Origin of the sequence: Pseudonocardia thermophila (assembly GCF_900142365.1) — a bacterium.
In the GTDB taxonomy this organism is placed as follows: domain Bacteria; phylum Actinomycetota; class Actinomycetes; order Mycobacteriales; family Pseudonocardiaceae; genus Pseudonocardia; species Pseudonocardia thermophila.
Genome location: NZ_FRAP01000003.1, coordinates 354,492 through 374,742, shown reverse-complemented (window position 1 = coordinate 374,742; position 20,251 = coordinate 354,492). Strand labels below are relative to the sequence as shown.

The 20,251-nt window shown below is 72.9% G+C and carries 16 protein-coding genes and 2 tRNA genes; 5 read left to right on the top strand and 13 right to left on the bottom strand.

All coding sequences use genetic code 11. The annotated features are described in order from the left end of the window. Positions 1-69 precede the first annotated feature (69 nt). Positions 70-1,914, top strand: a complete 1,845-nt coding sequence (locus tag BUE41_RS06235) for an Hsp70 family protein (protein ID WP_073455868.1) — start codon at positions 70-72, stop codon at positions 1,912-1,914. A gap of 95 nt (positions 1,915-2,009) precedes the next feature. Here the strand turns inward: BUE41_RS06235 and BUE41_RS06230 are convergent. The 4 genes from BUE41_RS06230 to cimA all read right to left on the bottom strand — a co-directional run bounded on the left by BUE41_RS06230 (position 2,010) and on the right by cimA (position 4,824). Then, positions 2,010-2,082, bottom strand: a tRNA-Glu gene (locus tag BUE41_RS06230). A 51-nt stretch (positions 2,083-2,133) separates the two neighbouring features. After that, positions 2,134-2,205: transfer RNA gene (locus BUE41_RS06225), tRNA-Gln, on the bottom strand. A 128-nt stretch (positions 2,206-2,333) separates the two neighbouring features. After that, on the bottom strand, positions 2,334-3,107 hold the full coding sequence (locus BUE41_RS06220) for a GNAT family N-acetyltransferase (RefSeq protein WP_084754499.1): 774 nt from the start codon (positions 3,105-3,107) through the stop codon (positions 2,334-2,336). Between the two features lie 49 nt (positions 3,108-3,156). Next, positions 3,157-4,824 carry a citramalate synthase gene (gene cimA / locus BUE41_RS06215; protein WP_073455959.1) on the bottom strand — a complete coding sequence of 556 codons (1,668 nt, stop codon included), beginning with the start codon at positions 4,822-4,824 and terminating at the stop codon, positions 3,157-3,159. Positions 4,825-5,104: 280 nt separating this feature from the next. Here cimA and BUE41_RS06210 point away from each other — a divergent pair, with 280 nt between their 5' ends. Beyond that, on the top strand, positions 5,105-6,160 hold the full coding sequence (locus BUE41_RS06210; RefSeq protein WP_084754497.1) for a glycosyltransferase family 2 protein: 1,056 nt from the start codon (positions 5,105-5,107) through the stop codon (positions 6,158-6,160). A gap of 193 nt (positions 6,161-6,353) precedes the next feature. Next, entirely contained in the window at positions 6,354-6,539 is a 186-nt protein-coding gene (locus BUE41_RS30665; protein WP_073455867.1) for a hypothetical protein, read from the top strand. A gap of 53 nt (positions 6,540-6,592) precedes the next feature. On the opposite strand, the gene BUE41_RS06200 is transcribed toward BUE41_RS30665, so the two are convergent. The 9 genes from BUE41_RS06200 to BUE41_RS06155 form a co-directional block, all read right to left on the bottom strand. After that, entirely contained in the window at positions 6,593-7,039 is a 447-nt protein-coding gene (locus tag BUE41_RS06200; protein ID WP_073455866.1) for a thioesterase family protein, read from the bottom strand. 522 nt (positions 7,040-7,561) lie between these two features. Then, a complete protein-coding gene (locus BUE41_RS06190; protein WP_073455864.1) occupies positions 7,562-8,671 on the bottom strand; it encodes a GNAT family N-acetyltransferase in 1,110 nt (369 codons plus the stop codon). Positions 8,672-8,722: 51 nt separating this feature from the next. Further along, entirely contained in the window at positions 8,723-9,352 is a 630-nt protein-coding gene (locus BUE41_RS06185) for a hypothetical protein (RefSeq protein ID WP_143171991.1), read from the bottom strand. Positions 9,353-9,960: 608 nt separating this feature from the next. Continuing rightward, positions 9,961-11,001 carry a 3-isopropylmalate dehydrogenase gene (locus BUE41_RS06180; protein ID WP_073455862.1) on the bottom strand — a complete coding sequence of 347 codons (1,041 nt, stop codon included), beginning with the start codon at positions 10,999-11,001 and terminating at the stop codon, positions 9,961-9,963. Between the two features lie 441 nt (positions 11,002-11,442). Further along, the gene (gene serA, locus BUE41_RS06175; protein ID WP_073455861.1) at positions 11,443-13,044 is read right to left on the bottom strand and encodes a phosphoglycerate dehydrogenase; all 1,602 of its coding nucleotides are present in this window, start codon (positions 13,042-13,044) and stop codon (positions 11,443-11,445) included. An 87-nt stretch (positions 13,045-13,131) separates the two neighbouring features. Beyond that, positions 13,132-13,857, bottom strand: coding sequence for a class I SAM-dependent methyltransferase (locus tag BUE41_RS06170; protein WP_200803774.1), 726 nt, complete (start codon positions 13,855-13,857; stop codon positions 13,132-13,134). A 130-nt stretch (positions 13,858-13,987) separates the two neighbouring features. Beyond that, complete coding sequence (gene ilvC / locus BUE41_RS06165) at positions 13,988-14,992, bottom strand: ketol-acid reductoisomerase (RefSeq protein WP_073455860.1); 1,005 nt, start codon at positions 14,990-14,992, stop codon at positions 13,988-13,990. A 21-nt stretch (positions 14,993-15,013) separates the two neighbouring features. Next, a complete protein-coding gene (gene ilvN / locus BUE41_RS06160; RefSeq protein ID WP_073455859.1) occupies positions 15,014-15,526 on the bottom strand; it encodes an acetolactate synthase small subunit in 513 nt (170 codons plus the stop codon). Next, positions 15,523-17,481: an acetolactate synthase large subunit gene (locus BUE41_RS06155; protein WP_268794435.1), complete on the bottom strand. Its 1,959-nt coding sequence runs from the start codon at positions 17,479-17,481 to the stop codon at positions 15,523-15,525. The genes ilvN and BUE41_RS06155 overlap by 4 nt, the downstream gene beginning before the upstream one ends. Before the next feature lie 283 nt (positions 17,482-17,764). Between BUE41_RS06155 and BUE41_RS06150 the strand changes: the two genes are divergently transcribed. Both BUE41_RS06150 and ilvD read left to right on the top strand, forming a co-directional pair. After that, positions 17,765-18,247 carry a PH domain-containing protein gene (locus tag BUE41_RS06150; RefSeq protein WP_084754494.1) on the top strand — a complete coding sequence of 161 codons (483 nt, stop codon included), beginning with the start codon at positions 17,765-17,767 and terminating at the stop codon, positions 18,245-18,247. Between the two features lie 83 nt (positions 18,248-18,330). Then, positions 18,331-20,172 (top strand): dihydroxy-acid dehydratase, encoded by a 1,842-nt coding sequence (ilvD, locus tag BUE41_RS06145; RefSeq protein WP_073455858.1) that lies wholly within the window; start codon positions 18,331-18,333, stop codon positions 20,170-20,172. Positions 20,173-20,251 lie beyond the last annotated feature (79 nt).

The following is a 20,251-nucleotide window of genomic DNA, read 5'->3' as shown; positions in this document are numbered from 1 at the left end:
GCGTGCCGCCCGTCCGTGGCTCTGAGTACTGCCGCTACCGTGTGCCTCAATCCGCCGGATGGGAGAGCGATGGACTACGTGATCGGCATCGACGTGGGCACGACGCGCACGTCGGCGGCGATCGCCCACGTCGGCAACGGGCCGGGGGACATCGAGGTCGTCGCGCTCGGCGACCGCGCCAGCTCGGTGCCGTCGGTGCTCTACCTCGGCGACGACGGCGCGATCGTGGTGGGAGAGGCCGCCGAACGGCGTGCGGTCACCGACCCCGACCACGTCGTGCGCGAGTTCAAGCGGCGCATCGGCGACCCGACGCCGCTGGTCGTCGGGGGCCGCCCGTGGGCACCCGAGGACCTGTCCGCGCGGCTGACCCGCTGGGTGGTCGACCGGGTCGCGCAGCGGGAGGGGGGCCCGGCGAGCCGGATCGCGGTCACCCACCCCGCCTCGTGGGGTAGCCACAAGATCGATCTGATGGGCAAGGCGCTCGCCGCGCAGGGCCTGCAGGTGATGTTCCTCGCCGAGCCGCAGGCGGCGGCGCTGCACTACGCGGCCACCGAGCGGGTCGAGCCGGGCTCCACGATCGCCGTCTACGACCTCGGCGGCGGCACGTTCGACGCGGCCGTGGTCCACAAGGATGCCAACGGCGCGTTCACGCTGCTCGGTCGCCCCGAGGGACTGGAGCGGCTGGGCGGGGTCGACTTCGACGACGTCATCTTCGACCACGTGCGGGAGGCTCTGCCGGACGCCTTCGCCGGTCTGGACGAGGACGATCCGGCTGTGCTGTCCGCGGTGGCCGCCGTGCGCCGGGAGTGCCGGGAGGCGAAGGAGGCGCTCTCGGCCGACACCGAGGTGTCGATCCAGGTGCTCATGCCGTCGGCCCGCGGCACGGTGCGGCTGCACCGCAGCGAGTTCGAGGCGATGATCCGCCCGCAGATCGAGGAGACGGTGAGCGCGCTGCGCCGCGCGATCACCTCGGCGGGCCGCACCCCGGAGCAGCTCACGGCGGTGCTGCTGGTCGGTGGTTCGTCGCGGATCCCGCTCGTCGCGGAGCTGGTGTCGCAGCAGCTCGGGCGACCGGTGGCGGTCGACGCCGACCCGAAGAACGCGATCTCCAAGGGCGCCGCGCTCGCCCTGACGCCGAACGCCTCCGCCACCGGCGGGCACGTGCCCCGGCCGCAGCCGAACCGGGGCCCGCTCGGCCCGGTGCCGGCTGGGGGGATGGCGGCCAGTACGGCGACGGGCACCTGGGCGGGCCCGGCGGGGACCGGGCCGCTCGCCGGTCTCCCGCCGCCGCGGCCCACGACGCCGCCTCCCCCGTTCCCGGAGCGTCCCGCGCTCGGGGCGCCCGAGGGTGGTTTCCCGGCCCGCACGGGCGGCTACGGAGCGCCTGCGGGCAACGGCACGGGTCCCGGGCACGCGTACGCGCCGGGGTTCCGCGACGACTACGGCTACGGCGACGATCACGACTACGCGGACTACGCGCAGGACCGCGGTGACCGCCCGGCCCGGTACAGCTCGCCGGCCCTCCTGGTGAGCGCGGGCGGCGCGGCGGCGGCCCTGGCGGTGATCGGCGCGGCCTTCCTGCTGCCGCACACCCCGACCACAGCTTCCCCCGCCGGTCGCATCGTCGCGGACGTGCCGACGACCTCGGCCGCCCCGACGACCACGGCTGAACCGGAGCCGGAGGCCCGGCCGTCGCCGCGGCCGCGCCCGGTCGTGCGACCGACGACCTCAGCACCGCCCGCCACCACCTCGGTGGCACCGACCAGCCAGCCCACCCAGCCCACGTCGGGCCCGGCGACGAGTGCGACGCAGCCACCTTCGTCGCCGGCGAACACCTCACCGGCCGAACAGCAAGGGAATGCCGTTGGGGGGAACCTCAACAACCCCGAGAACCAGGGCGGCGGCACTCCATAACGTTCGATAACCACGCCCGACGCCCTGGAGAAGTCCTCAGAAAAGCAGCTAGCGGGGGTGCTGGATCTTCTCCAACACCCCCGCTAGCGGCGGAGTAGCCCCGACGGGATTTGAACCCGCGCTACCGCCTTGAGAGGGCGGCGTCCTAGGCCGCTAGACGACGGGGCCTTAGTGAAACTTGCTTCGCGATCGTACCGCAGGTGATTGCGAGGAGTTTCGCTGGGGTACCAGGACTCGAACCTAGACTAACTGAACCAGAATCAGTCGTGCTGCCAATTACACCATACCCCATTTGGGCTCGCGACCTGGCTTGGTCGCGCCCTGCTGACATCCACTGTAGCTGAGGCCTCCAGCGGGATGCGAACCGGGCCCCACCTCGGCGGCCGGCAGCGCGTTCGCGCAGGTGGTGGGCGGGGCTGCTAGGGCTGGGCGATGCCGCACCGCCCGATCCGGCGGAAACCCACGCGTTCGTAGACCCGCGTCGCCGAGTCGTCGCCCGCCGAGAGGAACACCACATCGGCTCCGGCCTGCCGGGCCACCGCGGCCAGCCGGGCGGTGACCGCCGCGCCGATGCCCATCCGACGGTGCGTGGCGGCGGTCGCGATACCGACCAACTCGGCGACGTCGCCGCTGCGCTGCACCGACCCGACGCCCACCACCCCGTCGGGGCCGGTGACGAGCAGCCGCGCGACCCGCCCCGCGTCGAGATCGGCCACGAGCTCCGCCAGGGTCTCCGCCGTCGGTGGCGCCGGTATGGGGGCGCCGAACGCGGTGGACGCCACGATCAGGTGCGCGTGCGCCGCCTCGGCCAGGTCCCCGTCGAGCGGGCCGAGCAGGCGGAACCGCAGGCCGGCCGGCAGCGCCGCGGGCTGCGGCTCCCCGTCGAGCACGAGGACCGGGCAGATCTGCACCGACAGCCCGGTCGCCCGCACCGCGCCCTCCATCGAGGGCGCGGTCGCGAGCAGCCACTCGAACGTCTCGGGCACTCCCAGCCCGCGCTGGGCCACCCGTACCCGCCGCACGTCCTCCGGCGTCACCGGGCCCGCACCGGGGATCGGGCGGGCGTAGAACGGGAACCCGGGCGTGGTGCGGGTGAACAGCCGGAGGGGACCGGTGTCGGTCACGGTGGCCCATCGCCGGGGCACGGCGTCGCAGAAGAGGTCGATCCGCTCCATCATCGCCGCCGTGTCCACGGCTCGGAATCAAACCGCAGGAACGGGCCGCGGCCCACCTGATTTGCGCTCAGCGGGCCGCCACGACCTCCTCTGCGGTCTCCTCGCCGGCCGCCGGTCGGCGGGCCCGCATGGCCGCGTAGGCCAGCGCGTCGACGAGCGCCAGCCACGAAGCCTCGACGACGTTGCCGTGCACGCCGATCGTCGTCCACGAGCCGTCCCGGTCGGTCGACTCGACGAGCACCCGGGTGACGGCGTCGGTGCCGTGCCCCTCCTGCGACCCGGCGCGGGAGAGGATGCGGACCTTGTAGTCGGACAGCTCGACGTCCTCCAGCCACGGGCAGAACGGCGCGAGCGCGGCCCGCAGCGCGGCGTCGAGCGCGTTGACCGGGCCGTTGCCCTCCTCGGTGGCGATCATCCGCTCGCCGTCGACGAGCACCTTCACGGTGGCCTCGGCGACGACCTCGCCGTCGGCGCGGTGCTCGGTGATCACCCGGTAGGACTCGAGGGTGAACGGGGCCGACTCGCGTTCGCCGAGGGCGGCCCGCATGAGCAGCTCCAGCGAGGCGTCAGCGGCCTCGAACGACCAGCCCGCGGCCTCCCGCTCCTTGACGGTCGCCACGACCGCCTCGGTGGCGTCCGGCCGCGAAGCCAGGTCCAGCCCGAGCTCCGCACCCTTCAGCTCGACGCTGGCCCGGCCGGCCATCTCGGTGACCAGGATCCGCTGTCCGTTGCCGACCTCGACCGGGTCCATGTGGTTGTACAGCTCCGGGTCGACCTTGATCGCGCTCGCGTGCAGCCCGGCCTTGTGCGCGAACGCCGACGCGCCGACGTAGGGCTGGTGGGTGTCGGGGGCGATGTTGGCGATCTCCGCCAGCGCGTGCGCGGTGCGGGTCAGCTCAGCCAGGGCGCCCTCCGGCAGGACCGGCATGCCCAGCTTGGTCACCAGGTTGCCCACCACGGGGAACAGGTCGGCGTTGCCGGTCCGCTCGCCGTAGCCGTTGGCGGTGCACTGGACGTGCGTCGCGCCGGCCTGCACCGCGGAGACGGTGTTGGCCACCGCGCACCCGGTGTCGTCCTGGCAGTGGATGCCCAGCCGGAAGCCGGTCCGGGCGGCCACCTCGGTGACGACCTCGGCGATGCCCAGCGGGAGCATGCCGCCGTTGGTGTCGCAGAGCACGACGACGTCCGCGCCCGCGGTGGCGGCCGCCTCCAGCACCCGCAGCGCGGTGTCGGGGTCGTAGGCGTAGCCGTCGAAGAAGTGCTCGGCGTCGAGGAAGACCCGCCGACCCTCGCCGACGAGGAACGACACCGTGTCGGACACCATCGCGCAGTTCTCGGCCACGTCGGTGCGCAGGGCGCGCTCGATGTGGCGGCGATCGGACTTGGCGACGAGCGTCACCACCGGGGCCTGGCTGTCGAGCAGCGCTCGGACCTGCGGGTCCTTCGCCGCGGTGGTGCCGGCCTTGCGGGTGGAGCCGAACGCGACGAGCACCGCGTGGCGCAGCTCCAGCTCCCCGGCCGCGGCCCGGGCGAAGAACTCCGTGTCCTTGGGCAGTGCGCCGGGCCAACCGCCCTCGATGAAGCCCACGCCGAGCGCGTCCAGGTGCCGGGCGACAGCGAGCTTGTCGGCGATCGAGTAGCTGATGCCCTCGCGCTGCGCGCCGTCGCGCAGGGTCGTGTCGTAGACGTGGAAGGCGTCGCCGAGCGGGGTTCCGGCGGGCTGCGTGCGGGACATCATCTGCTCCTGGACCTGCTACTCGTGGGGTGCCCGGCCAACAAAAAAGACCCCCCGCGGGTGCGAGAGGTCTGCGCGTCGGCCGGATCGTGCTAGCCGACGCGCCAGCCGATAATGATCACGGCCTGCTGCGTCACGTCCCCCAGAAAATCACGTCAGGTGAGCCGCTGTCACACGGGGGTCCCAGATCGTGGGAAAACTGCAGGTCAACCGCGGTGCACGGACGGGTGAGCGCGGCGGCTAGGCTCTCGGGCGACCGATCCGCCTTCCAGGAGGTGCAGTGGGCCTGCCCACCGTGGACGTCGCCGTCCCCTGCTACCGCTACGGCGCGATGCTCCCGACCGCCGTCCGATCCGTCCTCGACCAGGAGGGCGTCGAAGTCCGGGTCCGCATCATCGACGACGCCTCCGACGACGGCAGCGCCGACGTCGCCCGCGAGCTCGCCGCGCAGGACCCGCGGGTCAGCGTCGTCGTGCACGAGCAGAACCAGGGCCACATCAAGACCTTCACCGAGGGCGTCATCGACTTCCCGACGGCGAAGTACACGGTCCTGATGTCGGCCGACGATGCGCTCACCCGCGGATCGCTGCAGCGCGCGACGGCGCTGATGGAGTCCCATCCCAACGTCGTGCTCGTCTACGGCGACGCGATCGACTGGTTCGGCGAGGAACCGCTGCCGCCTGCGCGGCTCGCCGGGCGCCCGGTGATCCACTCCGGCCAGGACTGGCTGCGCGCAAGCTTCGCCCGCGGCGCCAACGTCGTTCCGTCGCCGACGGCGGTCACCCGCACGTCGGTGCAGAAGGTCGTCGGCGGCTACGATCCGGCGCTCCTGCACACCAGCGATCTGGAGATGTGGCTGCGCATGGCCACGCACGGCGACGTGGGCTACATCGCGGGCGCCGACCAGGCCTACTGCCGCGGCCACGAGCAGAACATGTCGGTCAGGTACGAGGAGACCGACGGCGGGGTGCGGGACCTGCAGATGCGGCGCGACGCGTTCCTGTCCGCCCTCCGCAAGGGTGAGGGCCGCATCGCCGAGCCGGAGAAGCTGGAGCGCACCGTGCGCCGCAAGCTCGCCTCCGAGGCGCTGCTGCGGGTCGCCCGCGCGTACGACAAGGGCCGGCACGACCCGGCGGCCGAGGAGCTCTTGATCGGGTTCGCCCGGGAGACGGTCGACGATCTGCGCACACTGCCGCAGTGGTACCCCCTACGGTTGCGGCAGCGGCTCGGCCCGGCCCGAGCGGCGAAGGCGGGGGTGCTGGCCACTCCGCCCGCGGCCGTGCGCAAGCTGCGCCAGATCGCGCTCGACAAGCGCACGGCCCTCCGCGGGATCTAGCAGCGGGATCCAGCAGCGGGATCCAGCAAGACGATGTGGTCCGCGCGGCGAGCCGGCCCGGAACACGGCAGGAGGGTGTTCACGATCCGCTGAGCCCGCGGCGACGTGGCGGAGAGGCCACCTCGACGTGGAAACTCCGCGGCGGCCGCGGCGTCAACCGCGCCACCACCCGGACAGGCGGCGCATCCTCGCCGTGACCACAGCGATCGGACGCAACCGTGCCACCGGCCGGCCCACCGCGCGATCCCTGATCCCCCACGACCACTGGTCCAGCTCGTGGCGGATGACCCACCCCGGCGTCGCAGTCGGCGGGCGGCTCGCGTCGCACCTGGAGACGGTCGCGGACGATGACCTCGAGCGGTCCGTCGTCGGCGCGTAGGAAGACCGGACCGCGGATCCGGGTCCCGCCGGGGATCCAGCAGCGCCCGGAGCTCACGTCCGGGCGACGCCCGACGGGGGTTCGAGGCCCGCCGTCCGGGCGGCGATTCGCTCCCGGAACCGGGCACCGTTGATGACGGCCCGGTGATGAGTGCCCCGGCAGACCGTGGCGGCGTCGTCGCGCGCCTCGACCGTGAAGATCAGGCGTCGACCCTCGACGGCGCTCAGCTCGGCGCGCACGGTGAGCAGCACCCCCGGTGGGGTCGGTGCCTCGTGGCTGAGGTCGACGTGGACCCCGAGCGTCTGCTCGTCGTCGTCGAGCTTCCCGTGCAGGGCTTTCATGCACGTCCACTCCACGATGCCGACCAGGTATCCCGTGGCGAGCACCGAGGGGAGCACTGCGAACTCGGCCGATTCGGGCAACAGGTGCGGCACGGTCCGCTCGGCGGGTACGACGTAGTCCAGTTGCGCGGTCAGTCCAGGGCGCAGGGAGGGACGCATCGGCCTTCTCCGTGTGTGTTCGTCCGTGTGTGCGATGGGACGCCCGCGGTCTCCCGGGGCTCGGTCCACGGACGTGACGGGGGCGGCGGTGGAACATCCGCTGCTCGTCTTGACGGCGCACCGGTCCCGCCGGGGACAGGACGCGGCGGTGCTCAGCGCACGTCGGCCGGCTCACCCCGGCCTCCGGGTGATCAGCCGTGAGACCCGGCACCGCGGACAGGCACTGCCGCGCTGCGGGAAGTGGCGCTCGGGACCCGGAATCCGCTCCAGGATCTGTTGCCCACCCGTCGGCGAGCGCCTTGCTCGACGCGTCCAGCACGCCACGACCATGAGGGGAAGCCGATCAGCTGTCGACCTCGTCGCCGCGGATCACCGGCGCCCCGTCGCCGCAGGCCGGGGCAGACCGCGCTCCGATCCCGACGCCGAACAGCGGAGGACCTCCCTGATCGAGCCCCATGCGCCGAGACCGATCCCGGCGGACCTCAGGGTCGTCCCCGGCACCGCCGTCGACCGCCTCCTGGGTCACGACGCCTGGCTGCGGCGCTCCGCGACCGCCGCCAGCGCGCGCTTCGCCACCTCGCGGCCGACGGCGAGGCCCTTGCGGGCGGCGCGGAGCCCGAGCCGGGCGCCCCTGGCCGCCTGGCCGGCGGGCGTGCGCGGGTGGATGCGCATCCGCCGGATGACGTGCACCTGGTCGGCCCAGCGCATCTTGTACGGCTCGTCGGTGCCGAGCATCTCGTAGCCGAGGCCGCGCTCGAGCGACCACTCGATGGTGTCGAGCATCACCAGCAGACCGGGTGAGCACTGGCGCAGGGCCGGATCGAACCCGGCCTTGAGCGAGTACACCGCGCGCCCGTCGGCGAGATCGAGCTCGCCCGCGATCGCCCGGCCGTCGACGCGCAGCATCGGCAGCCGCAGCATGCCGGCCCGGGCGGCCCAGGCGGCGACGCTGCGGTAGAAGCGGTCCGTCGACGGCTGCGAGGCGATCGCGGTGCCGGCAGCAGCCTTCCAGCCCAGGCCCTCGACGCGGATGAACTCCTCCACCACGCGGTCGGCGTCCTCGCGGCCGTCGTGGACCTCGAACGTCACCCGCCCGGTCTCGGCTAGCTTCTTCCGCCTGCGCTCCAGCTGCCGCAGCCGCCGGGCCTCGCGGGCGGCGACGTAGTCGGCGAAGGTGAGGTCGGCCGGCACGTACGGGGACCGCTGCACCGTCGACGTCTGCACGCTGCTGCCCCGGGCCTGTGCAGCGCGGCGGGTCAGCTCGACGTCGTCGGGCAGCAGGTGGGAGAGCTCCAGCATCCAGCGTCCGCGGTGCAGGACGCGCTCAACGAGCTCGGCGGCGGCCTCCTTGTCCAGCGTGATCGGGCCGTCGACGAAGCTGTGCCAGTTGGTCAGGGTCCGCACGACGAGGCCGCGGCGGGCCAGCGGCAGCACGGCGACCAGGTCGCCGTCGCGCCGGACGGTCACGAGCTCGGGGGTGCCCGAGCCGAACGCGTCCCACCAGCAGGCGTACCAGCCCGGGCGCTGGAAGGGCGAGCCGCCGACGCGGTCGACGAGCGCGTCCCACTCGTCGGCGAGATCGCCGCGGAACACGGACGAGCGGACGTGCGGTACGGGGCGCGGTGCGAGCATGTGGATTCCTCGAGCAGGCGGTCGGCCGCCGGCCCCGGCGAGCGCGATCCCCTACGCCGTCGAGCCGACGAGACCCGGCCAGGTGTGGACAGGGGTCGTCGCGTGCCGGACGGGGACGGGCGGCCCGCGGTGCAGCCGGGCGAGCAGCGCCGGGCTGCAGCGCCGGCGCGGAGGGGCGGAGGGCAGCGGGCCGCGCTCGGCGACCACCGCCGGGGGCGTGACGGGGCCGGGCCGGGCGATGCGGACGAACCCGATCGCGCCGACCACCAGCAGGAGGGCCACCAGCGCCGCGTGCACGACCGTCCCGGCGACCAGCAGGGTGCCCGGCGGGGCGCCGCCCAGGACGCCCGCGAGGGCGGCACCGAGGGCGGTCGCGGGATCGACGGACTCCAGCAGGGTGAGCGACACGGGAGTGGCGACCAGGCCGCCGAGACCGGGATCGAACGGCCGGCGCCGCCCGTCGGCGAGGACCGTCACGAGCACCACGCCCAGCAGGACCGCGAGCGCGATCACGGTCGCGGGCAGCCACTGGCGGGCCTGGCGGAGCAGCACCCTCACCGTCGACTCGTCGTGGACGTGGGCGAGGACGGCCAGGGCCAGCGCGTGCGACGTCGCCCAGACGAGGGTGCAGAGCGCGGCGGCCGCGAGCGGACGGCAGGCGGCGGGGACACGCGCGTGCATCGTGCTCACCCCCTGCTCCGCCCCCTGGAGCGGTGCCGCCGGACACGGCCCGCTGATCGTCTCCCCGACTGTCGGATCGTAAACGGCGTGTAAACCGTTACGGCCCGAGCATGCGATGGAGCGGTGGGTGGTAGCGGGATTCGCGGTGAGCGGTCGGCGGATAGCTGTTCGGCGGGGATCTCTCGGGGTGGGCGGTTTCGCCGCACACGGGCCGCCGGAAGGGGATGGCAGGAACACCGCAGTGATGACTGCGCTCCGGCCCCTCCGTCGCAGAGCTCGGGCTCGCGCGCCTTCAGTCGACGGCTAGGTGGTCACCTTCGTGCAGGGGCAGCACTCGGCCAGGCGAGGTCGGCAGTCCGGGTGGTGCGAGCCGAGGCGCAGTCGAGGTCGATTGCCTCGGCGGGAGCTTCAGCGGTGTTCGCGCCCGGCTCCTTCGTCACCGAGCCCGGCCCGCGCGCTTTCACGTCGACAGCGTCGTGGCCGCTCTCCGGTAGTGCTCGGCCGGGCGCGGTGCGGGCAGTCCCGAGCGCGCCACCCGAGCGCCGTGGAGGTGGATCACGTCCATAGGCGACTCGCCGCGGCCCCGACCGGACCCCGCGCGAAGAGCCTCAGTTCGGCGCCGCCACGTGCGTGCTGACGAGCGCGGCGAGCCGGTCGCCGATCGAGCGGGTGTGCCCGGTCGCGCTGTGGTCGCGGGTGGCCAGGTCGAAGGCCACCGCGGCCTCGATGCGGCGGGCCGCGTCGGTCTGGCCGAGGTGGTCGAGCATCAGCGCCACCGACAGGACCGCGGCGGTGGGGTCGGCGATGCCCTGGCCGGCGATGTCCGGCGCGCTGCCGTGCACCGGCTCGAACATGCTCGGGTTGCGGCGGCTGACGTCGAGGTTGCCGCTGGCCGCGAGGCCGATGCCGCCGGTGACGGCAGCGGCGAGGTCGGTGAGGATGTCGCCGAACAGGTTGTCGGTGACGATCACGTCGAACCGGCCGGGGTCGGTGACCATGTGGATGGTCGTGGCGTCGATGTGCTGGTAGGACACCGACACGTCGGGGTGCTCCAGCGACACCTCCTCGACGATCCGCGACCACAGCCCGCCCGCGAAGGTCAGCACGTTGGTCTTGTGGACCAGCGTCAGGTGCTTGCGCGGGCGGCGCTCGGCGCGCTGGAACGCGTCGCGGACGACCCGCTCCACGCCGAACGCGGTGTTCGTGGAGACCTCGGTCGCGATCTCGTGCGGGGTGTCCTTGCGGAGGATGCCGCCGGTGCCGACGTACGGGCCCTCGGTCCCCTCCCGCACGACGACCAGGTCGATGTCGCTCACGCCGGCCAGCGGTCCGCGCACTCCCGGGTAGAGCTTGGCCGGGCGCAGGTTGACGTGGTGGTCGAGCTCGAAGCGCAGGCGCAGCAGCAGCCCGCGCTCGAGGATGCCGCTGGGCACCGACGGGTCCCCGACGGCGCCGAGCAGGATCGCGTCGTGCTGGCGGAGCTCGTTGAGCACCGTCTCGGGGAGGAGCTCGCCGGTCGCGTGCCAACGGGCGGCACCCAGGTCGTAGGTCGTGATCTCGGCGCCCGGGGCGACCTCGTTGAGGACCTTGAGCGCCTCCTCGATGACCTCCGGCCCGATTCCGTCACCCGGGATGACCGCAAGGCGCATCCTGTTCCCTCTTCTCTCCAGCCCAGTGTCCCGTTAGGACAACTTGCCGCACGCTACCTGCAGCCGCGGCCCGTTCTCGTGCTTCATCACCCGTTGGTGGTCACTCTGCCGGGCGAATCGGACCCGCTGAGCGGCGCCGGTGCCCGCCCCAGGAGCGACACACCCCCTGAGCGGGCCCATTGTGCCCCTAGCCTGCGCCGAACCGTCACGAGGCCCCCACTTGTCGTGACGACGCCCCGGCCGCCGCCCCGGCCGCGGACCCACCGAGCCACGAGCCACTCCGACCAGGGCAAACGCGATGACGACGCCGGGACGACCGGCGGCGGACATCACCGGGACGAGGGACACGGAGGGTGGCGGCCGAGGGTCCACCGGTGCGATCCGCACCGCTCCCGGCCGGCTGTCCACCACCCGATCGGGCGATCGGGGCGGGCCGGCGGCTCAGTCCCGGAACGAGATCAGCCGCGTCGTGACAGCCCCGACCGACGCCCCGATCGGGTCCAGCACGGCCGGGTCGACGGGCCGGTCGACGCGCAGCAGCATGATCGCGTCGGTCCCGTCGGTGGTCTGGCTGATCTGCGCGGCCTCGATGTTCACGGCGGCCTCGCCGAGCAGCGAGCCGACTCGACCCATCACACCGGGGCGGTCGGCGTATTCCAGCAGCAGCAGGTTGCCCTCGGCGCGCAGGTCGAAGTGCCGTCCGTTGATCTCGACGAGCTTCTCCACCTGCGCCCGGCCGGAGAGCGTGCCGGAAACCGTCGCGGACGTCCCGTCCGGCATGGCCGCGCGCAGCTGCACCACGCTGCGGAAGTTGTCGCTCTCGGGCGTGGTGGTCAGCTCCACACCGATCCCGCGCTCGGCGGCCAGCCGGGGCACGTTCACGAACGTCACCTGGTCCTCGACGACGTGGGTGAACAGCCCGCGCAGCGCGGCCAGCCGCAGCACCGACACCTCGTACGCGGCCAGCTCCCCGGCGACCTCGACCGTGACGGTGGTCGGGACGCCGCCGGCGACCGCGTAGAGGACGGTGCCCAGCTTCTGCACGAGCGGCAGCCAGGGCCGCACCTCCTCGTCCACGGCCCCGCCCTGGACGTTCACCGCGTCGGGCACGAACTCGCCGGCCAGCGCCAGCTTCACCGAGCGCGCGACGTCGGTGCCGGCCCGGTCCTGCGCCTCGACGGTTGAGGCGCCCAGGTGCGGGGTGACGACGACCTGCGGCAGCTCGAACAGCGGGCTCGACGTCGTGGGCTCGGTCTCGTAGACGTCGATGCCGGCACCGCCGACGTGCCCGGAGCGCACGGCCTCGGCCAGCGCGACCTCGTCGACCAGGCCGCCGCGCGCGGCGTTGACGATGATCACGCCGGGCTTGGTGAGCGCCAGCTGGTCCTTGCCGATCAACCCCAGGGTCTCCGGGGTCTTCGGCAGGTGGATCGTGATGAGGTCGGCGCGGCGCAGCAGCTCCTCCAGCGAGACCAGTTCGATGCCCAGCTGCGCAGCCCGGGCGGGCGCCACGTAGGGGTCGTAGGCGAGGAGGTGGACGCCGAACGCGGCCAGCCGCTGCGCGACCAGCTGCCCGATCCGGCCGAGCCCGACGATGCCGGCCGTCTTCCCGTTCAGCTCGACGCCGGTCAGCGAGCTGCGCGCCCACTTGCCGGCGCGCAGGCTCGCGTCCGCGGCCGGGATGCGGCGCGCCACCGCCAGCATGAGCGCGATGGCGTGCTCGGCGGCGCTGACGATGTTGGAGGTGGGCGCGTTGACCACCATCACCCCGCGAGCGGTGGCGGCGTCGACGTCGACGTTGTCCAGGCCGACGCCTGCGCGGGCCACGACCTTCAGCCGGCCGGCCGCGGAGAGCACATCGGCGTCGACGAGGGTCGCCGAGCGGACGACGAGTGCGTCGACGTCGGTGACGGCAGCGAGCAGCGCCTGTCGGTCGGTGCCGTCGACGCGGCGGATCTCGAGATCAGGGCCGAGCATCTCCACCGCGGACGGTGCGAGCTCCTCGGCGAGGAGGACGACGGGACGGCTGGCAGCGGTGCTCACGGCGGTGTGGGGCTCCCGGTTCGGTGGACTGACCTACGCGATCGTAGGACGACCGGTGGCCGAGCCGGTCAGCTCGTCGGGGCCGGCTCAGGCAGGTCGCGTGGCCGTCACCAAGGACGTGGCCATCCACGGGCCCCCGTACCAGGCGCGCGGACCGAGCGGGCGCACCTGCGGCGCGAGCCCGAGGTGGCGCAGCTGATCGGCGTACGCGGGGACGTGCTGGATGTCGGCGATCGCCAGCCGGCCGCCCGGCCGCAGCACCCGGACCGCCTCGGCCACCGCGGAGGCCCGGCCGTCGGCGGTCGGGATGTTGTGGATCGCGAGGCTGGAGAGCACGACGTCGAACTCGCCGTCGCGGAACGGCAGGTCGGTCAGGTCAGCGGTGCGCAGCTCCACCCGGTCCGCGACACCCTCGGCGCGGGCGTTCGCCGCGGTGGCGGCCTCGAGGTTGCCGGACTGGTCGACGCTGCGCCACAGGTCGACCCCGACGGCGCGGCCTCCGGCGTGCAGACGCTGCGCCGCGGCCAGCAGCACCGCGCCGCGCCCGCACCCCAGGTCCAGGACCTGCTCGTCGCCGCGCAGGCCGAGCTCGTCGAGCACGTCCGCCCAGACGGCGAACTTGCCCCGGCGCGTCGTGTACAGGTAAGAGGCGGCCGAGCCCAGCAACAGCGCCGCCATCAGTGCCCACCACGCACGCAGCGCACGCACCGGGAACCCGGTGACCGCCGGTACCACCGCCGCCGCGCCCAGCCCGAGCATCGCCGCCGGAACGGCCGGCGCGTCGATCCCGTACTCCCCCCGTCGCTGTGTCACGGCACGATCATGCCCCGCGAGCGCAAGCGCATTCTCCGCCCACCGCGGCGGAGCCGGGCGGCGTGCGGCGGGTGCACACGCCGCGGCGCCGGCACCCTCGGGTACCGGCGCCGCGCGCTGCGGTCCGTGCTCAGCTGACCTTCTGGCCCACCCAGCTCATCAGGCCGCGCAGCTTCTCCCCGACCTGCTCGATCGGGTGCGCCGCCGCCTCCTGCTGCAGCTTGGTGAAGTTCGGTCGGCCGGCCTCGTCCTCGGCGACCCACTCACGGGCGAAGCTGCCGTCCTGGATCTCGGTGAGGATCTTGCGCATCTCCTCCTTCACCGCAGGCGTGATCACCCGCGGGCCGCGGGTGAGGTCGCCGTACTCGGCGGTGTCGGAGATCGAGTAGCGCTCGTTGGCGATGCCGCCCTCGTACATGAGGTCGACGATCAGCTTGAGCTCGTGCAGGCACTCGAAGTACGCGATCTCGGGGGCGTAGCCGGCCTCGGTGAGCACCTCGAACCCGGCCTGCACCAGCGCAGCTGCGCCGCCGCAGAGCACCGCCTGCTCGCCGAACAGGTCGGTCTCGGTCTCCTCCTTGAACGTGGTCTCGATGACGCCCGCGCGGGCGCCGCCGATCGCCGCGGCGTAGGAGAGGGCGAGCGCCTTGGCGTTGCCGGAGGCGTCCTGCTCGACGGCGATGAGCGCGGGCACGCCCTTGCCGTCGACGAACTGGCGGCGCACCAGGTGGCCCGGGCCCTTCGGCGCCACCATCGCGACGTCGACGTCCGCCGGGGGCTTGATCAGCTCGTAGCGGATGTTGAAGCCGTGGCCGAAGAACAGCGCGTCCCCGCTCTTGAGGTTCGGTGCGATCTCCTCGGCGTAGATGAAGCGCTGCTTGGTGTCCGGGGCCAGGATCATGATCAGGTCGGCCCACGCGGAGACCTCCGCGGGCGTGCCCACGGTGAGGCCCTCGTCGGCGGCCTTCTGCCGGCTCTTGGAGCCCTCGGGCAGACCGACGCGCACCTCGACGCCGGAGTCGCGCAGCGACAGCGAGTGGGCGTGGCCCTGGCTGCCGTAGCCGATCACCGCGACCTTGCGGCCCTGGATGATCGACAGGTCGGCGTCGGAGTCGTAGTAGATGTTCACGCTCATGGCGTTGGGGGTGTTCCTTTCCTACGGGCGGATCGCGGCGGCGGTGATCGAGCGGGGACCGCGACCGACCGCGACCATCCCGGACTGGACCATCTCCCGGATACCGTACGGCTCGAGGTTCTTGAGCAACGCAGCGAGCTTGTCCGACGTGCCGGTGGCCTCGATCGTGACCGCCTCCGGAGTGACGTCCACCGCCTTCGCGCGGAAGAGATCGACGATCTCCAGCACCTGGCTGCGCACCGTCGGATCGGCGCGGACCTTGACCAGCAGCAGCTCCCGCTGCACCGACGCCGAGGGCTCCAGCTCGACGATCTTGATCACGTGGACCAGCTTGTTGAGCTGCTTGGTGACCTGCTCGAGCGGGAAGTCGTCGACGGCGACGACGATCGTCATGCGGGACACCGACGGGTGCTCGGTCGGCCCGACCGCGAGCGACTCGATGTTGAATCCGCGGCGGGAGAACAACCCCGCCACGCGGGCGAGGACGCCGGGCTTGTCCTCGACGAGGACCGACAGGGTGTGGCGCTCGGTCATGACGCTCCCGACTCCTCGGCCTCTTCCTGCAGCGCCGCCGCGGTCACGGTGGAGACCTTGGTGTCCGCGGTGACGGTTCCCTTGATCGCCGGCTCGTCGCCGTCGAACAGCGGCCGGATGTTACGCGCCGCCATGATCTCGTCGTTGCTGGTGCCCGCCGCGACCATGGGCCACACCTGCGCGTCGGCGCCGACCACGAAGTCGATGACGACCGGCTGGTCGTTGATCTCCATGGCCTGCTGGATGACCCGGTCGACCTCGTCCTTGCTCTCCGCGCGCAGCCCGACGCAGCCCATCGCCTCGGCGAGCAGCTTGAAGTCGGGGATGCGGTGCTTGTGCGTGCCGAGGTCGGTGTTGGAGTACCGCTCCGAGTAGAAGAGGTTCTGCCACTGCCGGACCATGCCCAGGTTGCCGTTGTTGATCACGGCGACCTTGATCGGGATGCCCTCGATCGCGCAGGTGGCCAGCTCCTGGTTGGTCATCTGGAAGCAGCCGTCGCCGTCGATGCACCACACGACGTCGTCGGGCCGGGCCAGCTTGGCGCCCATCGCGGCGGGCACGGCGAAGCCCATCGTGCCGGCGCCGCCGGAGTTGAGCCACGACCGCGGCTTCTCGTACTTGATGAACTGCGCGGCCCACATCTGGTGCTGGCCGACGCCCGCGACGTAGACCGCGTCGGGACCGGCGATGGCGCCGATCCGCTCGATCACGTACTCGGGCGAGAGCGACCCGTCGGCGGGCCAGTCGTAGCCGAGCGGGAACCGCCTGCGCAGGTCGTCGAGCTCGGCCCACCATGCGGTCAGGTCGGCCCGGCCGTTCGCCTGCTCGGCCCGCACCGCCTCGATCAGCTCGGCGATGACCTCCTTGCAGTCGCCGACGATCGGCACGTCGGCGCGGCGGTTCTTGGAGATCTCCGCGGGGTCGATGTCGGCGTGGATGACCTTCGCGTTCGGCGCGAAGCTCGACAGCTTGCCGGTGACCCGGTCGTCGAAGCGGGCGCCCAGCGCGACGAGCAGGTCGGAGCGCTGCATCGCCGCGACCGCCGCCACGGTCCCGTGCATGCCGGGCATACCCAGGTGCTGCGGGTGGCTGTCGGGGAACGCGCCGCGCGCCATGAGCGTGGTGACCACCGGGATGCCGGTGAGTTCGGCCAGCTCCTTCAGCTCCGCCGCGGCCTCGGCCTTGATCACGCCGCCGCCGACGTAGAGCACGGGCTGCCGCGCCGAGGTCATCAGCCTGGCGGCCTCCCGGATCTGCTTCCCGTGCGGCCGGGTCGTCGGCCGGTAGCCGGGCAGCTCCATCTCCACCGGCCAGGTGAAGGTGGTCTCCTCCTGCAGGACGTCCTTGGGGATGTCGACCAGCACCGGGCCGGGCCGGCCGGTGCTGGCCAGGTGGAAGGCCTCGGTGATGGCCCGCGGGATGTCCTCCGGCCGGGTCACCAGCATGTTGTGCTTCGTGATCGGCATGGTGATGCCGGTGATGTCGGCTTCCTGGAAGGCGTCGGTGCCGATCAGTGCACGGGTCTGCTGCCCGGTGATGGCGACGAGCGGGATCGAGTCCATGTACGCGTCGGCGATCGGCGTGACCAGGTTGGTCGCGCCGGGACCCGACGTGGCCATGCACACCCCGACCTTGCCGGTGGCCTGCGCGTAGCCGGTGGCCGCGTGCCCCGCCCCCTGCTCGTGGCGCACGAGCACGTGCCGCACCCGCGTGGAGTCGAGCAGCGGGTCGTACGCCGGCAGGATCGTGCCGCCCGGGATGCCGAAGACGACCTCGCAGCCGATCTCCTCGAGCGAGCGCACCAGCGACTGGGCCCCGGTCATCGGCACGTGGTCGAAGCGCGGGGCGGGCGGGTGGATCGGCTCGGTGCGCGCAGGCGGGGCCGGCTTGGCAGGCGGCGCGGGCCGCGGTGGCGGCGCAGGCTTGGGTGCGGACCGGGGGTTGGCGGTGGTCATCTGCGGTTCAGCCTCGCTGAGTTCGGCTCGTGGCGTCCAACGAGCGCATACGGGCATGAAAAAACCCTCGCCGCCGGGTGGCGGAGCGAGGGTCAGCGCGTCGGCGGCCGCGTACTGCTCAGGCGTCGACGCGCCGCAGAAGTACGAGGCCGATGAACGTGCGCATGCGACCGACCGTAGTGGCCGTCCGCCGCGGACGTCAATTCGGTGGGAGGCGCGTACCAGATCGTGGGACGCCCGGGCGGGCGGCGGACGTCGTGGCGCGGAGTGGGATCCTGGAGTCGTGAGCACGGACGAGCACGGTGACGAAGGCGCCGACGAGGGCGCTGACCTGGGCGCTCGGCAGGACGCGGAGCGGAGCGGGCAGGACGGCGAGGCGGCCGCGCGCGAGCTCCCGCGCGCGGTGTTCCGTCCGTCACCCCTCGTGGTCCTGGTCGCGTTCGCGTTCGCGTTCTGCGCCACCCCGTTCGCGTTCGGGGCGCCGCTGTTCTGGCTCATCTACCTGATCCCCGTCGGCATGATCGTCTGGGCGGTGCGCGTGCGCACCGTCGTGGATCCCGACGCGCTGACCGTGCGGCACGTCATCGGCCGCCGCACCGTGCCCTGGTCGGAGATCACCTCGCTGCACCTGACGAAGAGCACCCGGGTGCGCGCGGTGCTCTCCGGCGGCGACGAGCTGGCCCTGCCGGCCGTCCACGTACGCAACCTGCCGGCGATGGCCGCGGCCAGCGGCGGCCGGCTGCCGGACCCGTCGGCGGACGGCTGACGTCACCGCGTCCGGCCACCGGGCGTAGCGTTGTCCCACCACCGCACCACTCGTTCCCACCACACGTTCCTGGAGGCAGAGCCGTGCCGGCCCTCCGTTCCCGAGTCACCACCCACGGCCGCAACGCTGCGGGCGCCCGCTCGCTCTGGCGCGCCACCGGCATGACCGACGACGACTTCGGCAAGCCGATCGTCGCGATCGCGAACTCCTACACGCAGTTCGTCCCAGGCCATGTGCACCTCAAGGACCTGGGCGACATCGTAGCCGAGTCGGTGCGCGCCGCGGGCGGCATCGCGCGCGAGTTCAACACCATCGCCGTCGACGACGGCATCGCCATGGGCCACGGCGGCATGCTCTACTCGCTGCCCTCGCGCGAGATCATCGCCGACGCCGTCGAGTACATGGTCAACGGGCACGCCGCCGACGCGCTGGTCTGCATCTCCAACTGCGACAAGATCACCCCGGGCATGCTCAACGCCGCCCTGCGGCTGAACATCCCGACCGTCTTCGTCTCCGGCGGCCCGATGGAGGCCGGCAAGGCCGTGGTCGTCGACGGGGTCGCGCACGCCCCCACCGACCTCATCACCGCGATCTCCGCCTCGGCGTCGAACCAGGTCGACGACGACGGCCTCGCCCTCGTCGAGCGGTCGGCCTGCCCGACGTGCGGCTCCTGCTCGGGCATGTTCACCGCCAACTCGATGAACTGCCTCACCGAGGCGCTCGGCCTGGCGCTGCCCGGCAACGGCTCCACCCTCGCCACCCACGCGGCCCGCCGCGCCCTGTTCGAGCAGGCCGGCCGCACGATCATGGAGCTGGCCACCCGCTGGTACCGCGACGACGACGAGTCCGTCCTCCCCCGCTCGATCGCCACCCGCAAGGCGTTCGAGAACGCGATGGCCCTCGACGTCGCGATGGGCGGCTCCACCAACACCGTGCTGCACATCCTCGCGGCCGCCCAGGAGGGCGAGATCGACTTCGACCTCGACGCGATCGACGAGATCTCCCGCCGCGTGCCCTGCCTGGCGAAGGTGTCGCCGAACTCCGACTACCACATGGAGGACGTCCACCGCGCCGGTGGCATCCCCGCGATCCTCGGCGAGCTGCGCCGCGCCGGTCTGCTCCACGAGGACGTGCACGCGATCCACTCCCCCTCGCTGGCCGCCTGGCTGGACACCTGGGACATCCGCGGCGCGGCCCCGTCGGAGGAGGCCATCGAGCTGTTCCACGCCGCCCCCGGCGGCGTCCGCACCACTGAGGCGTTCTCCACCACGAACCGGTGGGCCGCCCTCGACACCGACGCCGAGAACGGCTGCATCCGCGACGTCGCCCACGCCTACACCCGCGACGGCGGCCTCGCCGTGCTCCGCGGCAACCTGGCCCCGGACGGCGCCGTCATCAAGACCGCCGGCATCCCCGAGGAGCTGTGGCACTTCGAGGGCCCCGCCCTGGTCGTGGAGAGCCAGGAGGAGGCTGTCTCCGTCGTCCTGAACAAGACGGTCAAGCCGGGCGACGTCATCGTCGTGCGCTACGAGGGCCCCGCAGGCGGCCCCGGCATGCAGGAGATGCTCCACCCCACCGCGTTCCTCAAGGGCGCCGGCCTCGGCCGCGTCTGCGCGCTCATCACCGACGGCCGCTTCTCCGGCGGCACCAGCGGCATCTCGGTCGGCCACATCTCCCCCGAGGCCGCAGCCGGCGGCACCATCGGCCTGGTCGAGAACGGCGACCGCATCGTCATCGACGTCGCCAGCCGCACGCTCGAGCTCGACGTGCCCGACGACGTCCTCGCCGAGCGCCGCGCCAAGATGGAGGCGAGCGAGCGCCCCTGGCAGCCCAAGGACCGCGACCGCCCCGTCAGCAAGGCCCTGCGGGCCTACGCGGCGCTCACGACGAGCGCCGACAAGGGCGCCGTTCGCAAGCTCCCCTGACGACGCGCTGATCAGCACGTCCGGGAGGTCGGCCGCGTCGCCGACCTCCCGGACGTGGTCGTGCAGGGCGCACTCGCTG

Bases quoted from the DNA above. Each gene is read 5' to 3' on its own strand.
- BUE41_RS06235 (WP_073455868.1), top strand. From the start codon at position 70: ATGGACTACGTGATCGGCATCGACGTGGGCACGACGCGCACGTCGGCG.
- cimA (WP_073455959.1), bottom strand. From the start codon at position 4,824: ATGTCCCGCACGCAGCCCGCCGGAACCCCGCTCGGCGACGCCTTCCAC.
- BUE41_RS06200 (WP_073455866.1), bottom strand. From the start codon at position 7,039: ATGCGTCCCTCCCTGCGCCCTGGACTGACCGCGCAACTGGACTACGTC.
- BUE41_RS06190 (WP_073455864.1), bottom strand. From the start codon at position 8,671: ATGCTCGCACCGCGCCCCGTACCGCACGTCCGCTCGTCCGTGTTCCGC.
- BUE41_RS06185 (WP_143171991.1), bottom strand. From the start codon at position 9,352: ATGCACGCGCGTGTCCCCGCCGCCTGCCGTCCGCTCGCGGCCGCCGCG.
- BUE41_RS06180 (WP_073455862.1), bottom strand. From the start codon at position 11,001: ATGCGCCTTGCGGTCATCCCGGGTGACGGAATCGGGCCGGAGGTCATC.
- ilvC (WP_073455860.1), bottom strand. From the start codon at position 14,992: ATGAGCGTGAACATCTACTACGACTCCGACGCCGACCTGTCGATCATC.
- ilvN (WP_073455859.1), bottom strand. From the start codon at position 15,526: ATGACCGAGCGCCACACCCTGTCGGTCCTCGTCGAGGACAAGCCCGGC.
- BUE41_RS06155 (WP_268794435.1), bottom strand. From the start codon at position 17,481: ATGACCACCGCCAACCCCCGGTCCGCACCCAAGCCTGCGCCGCCACCG.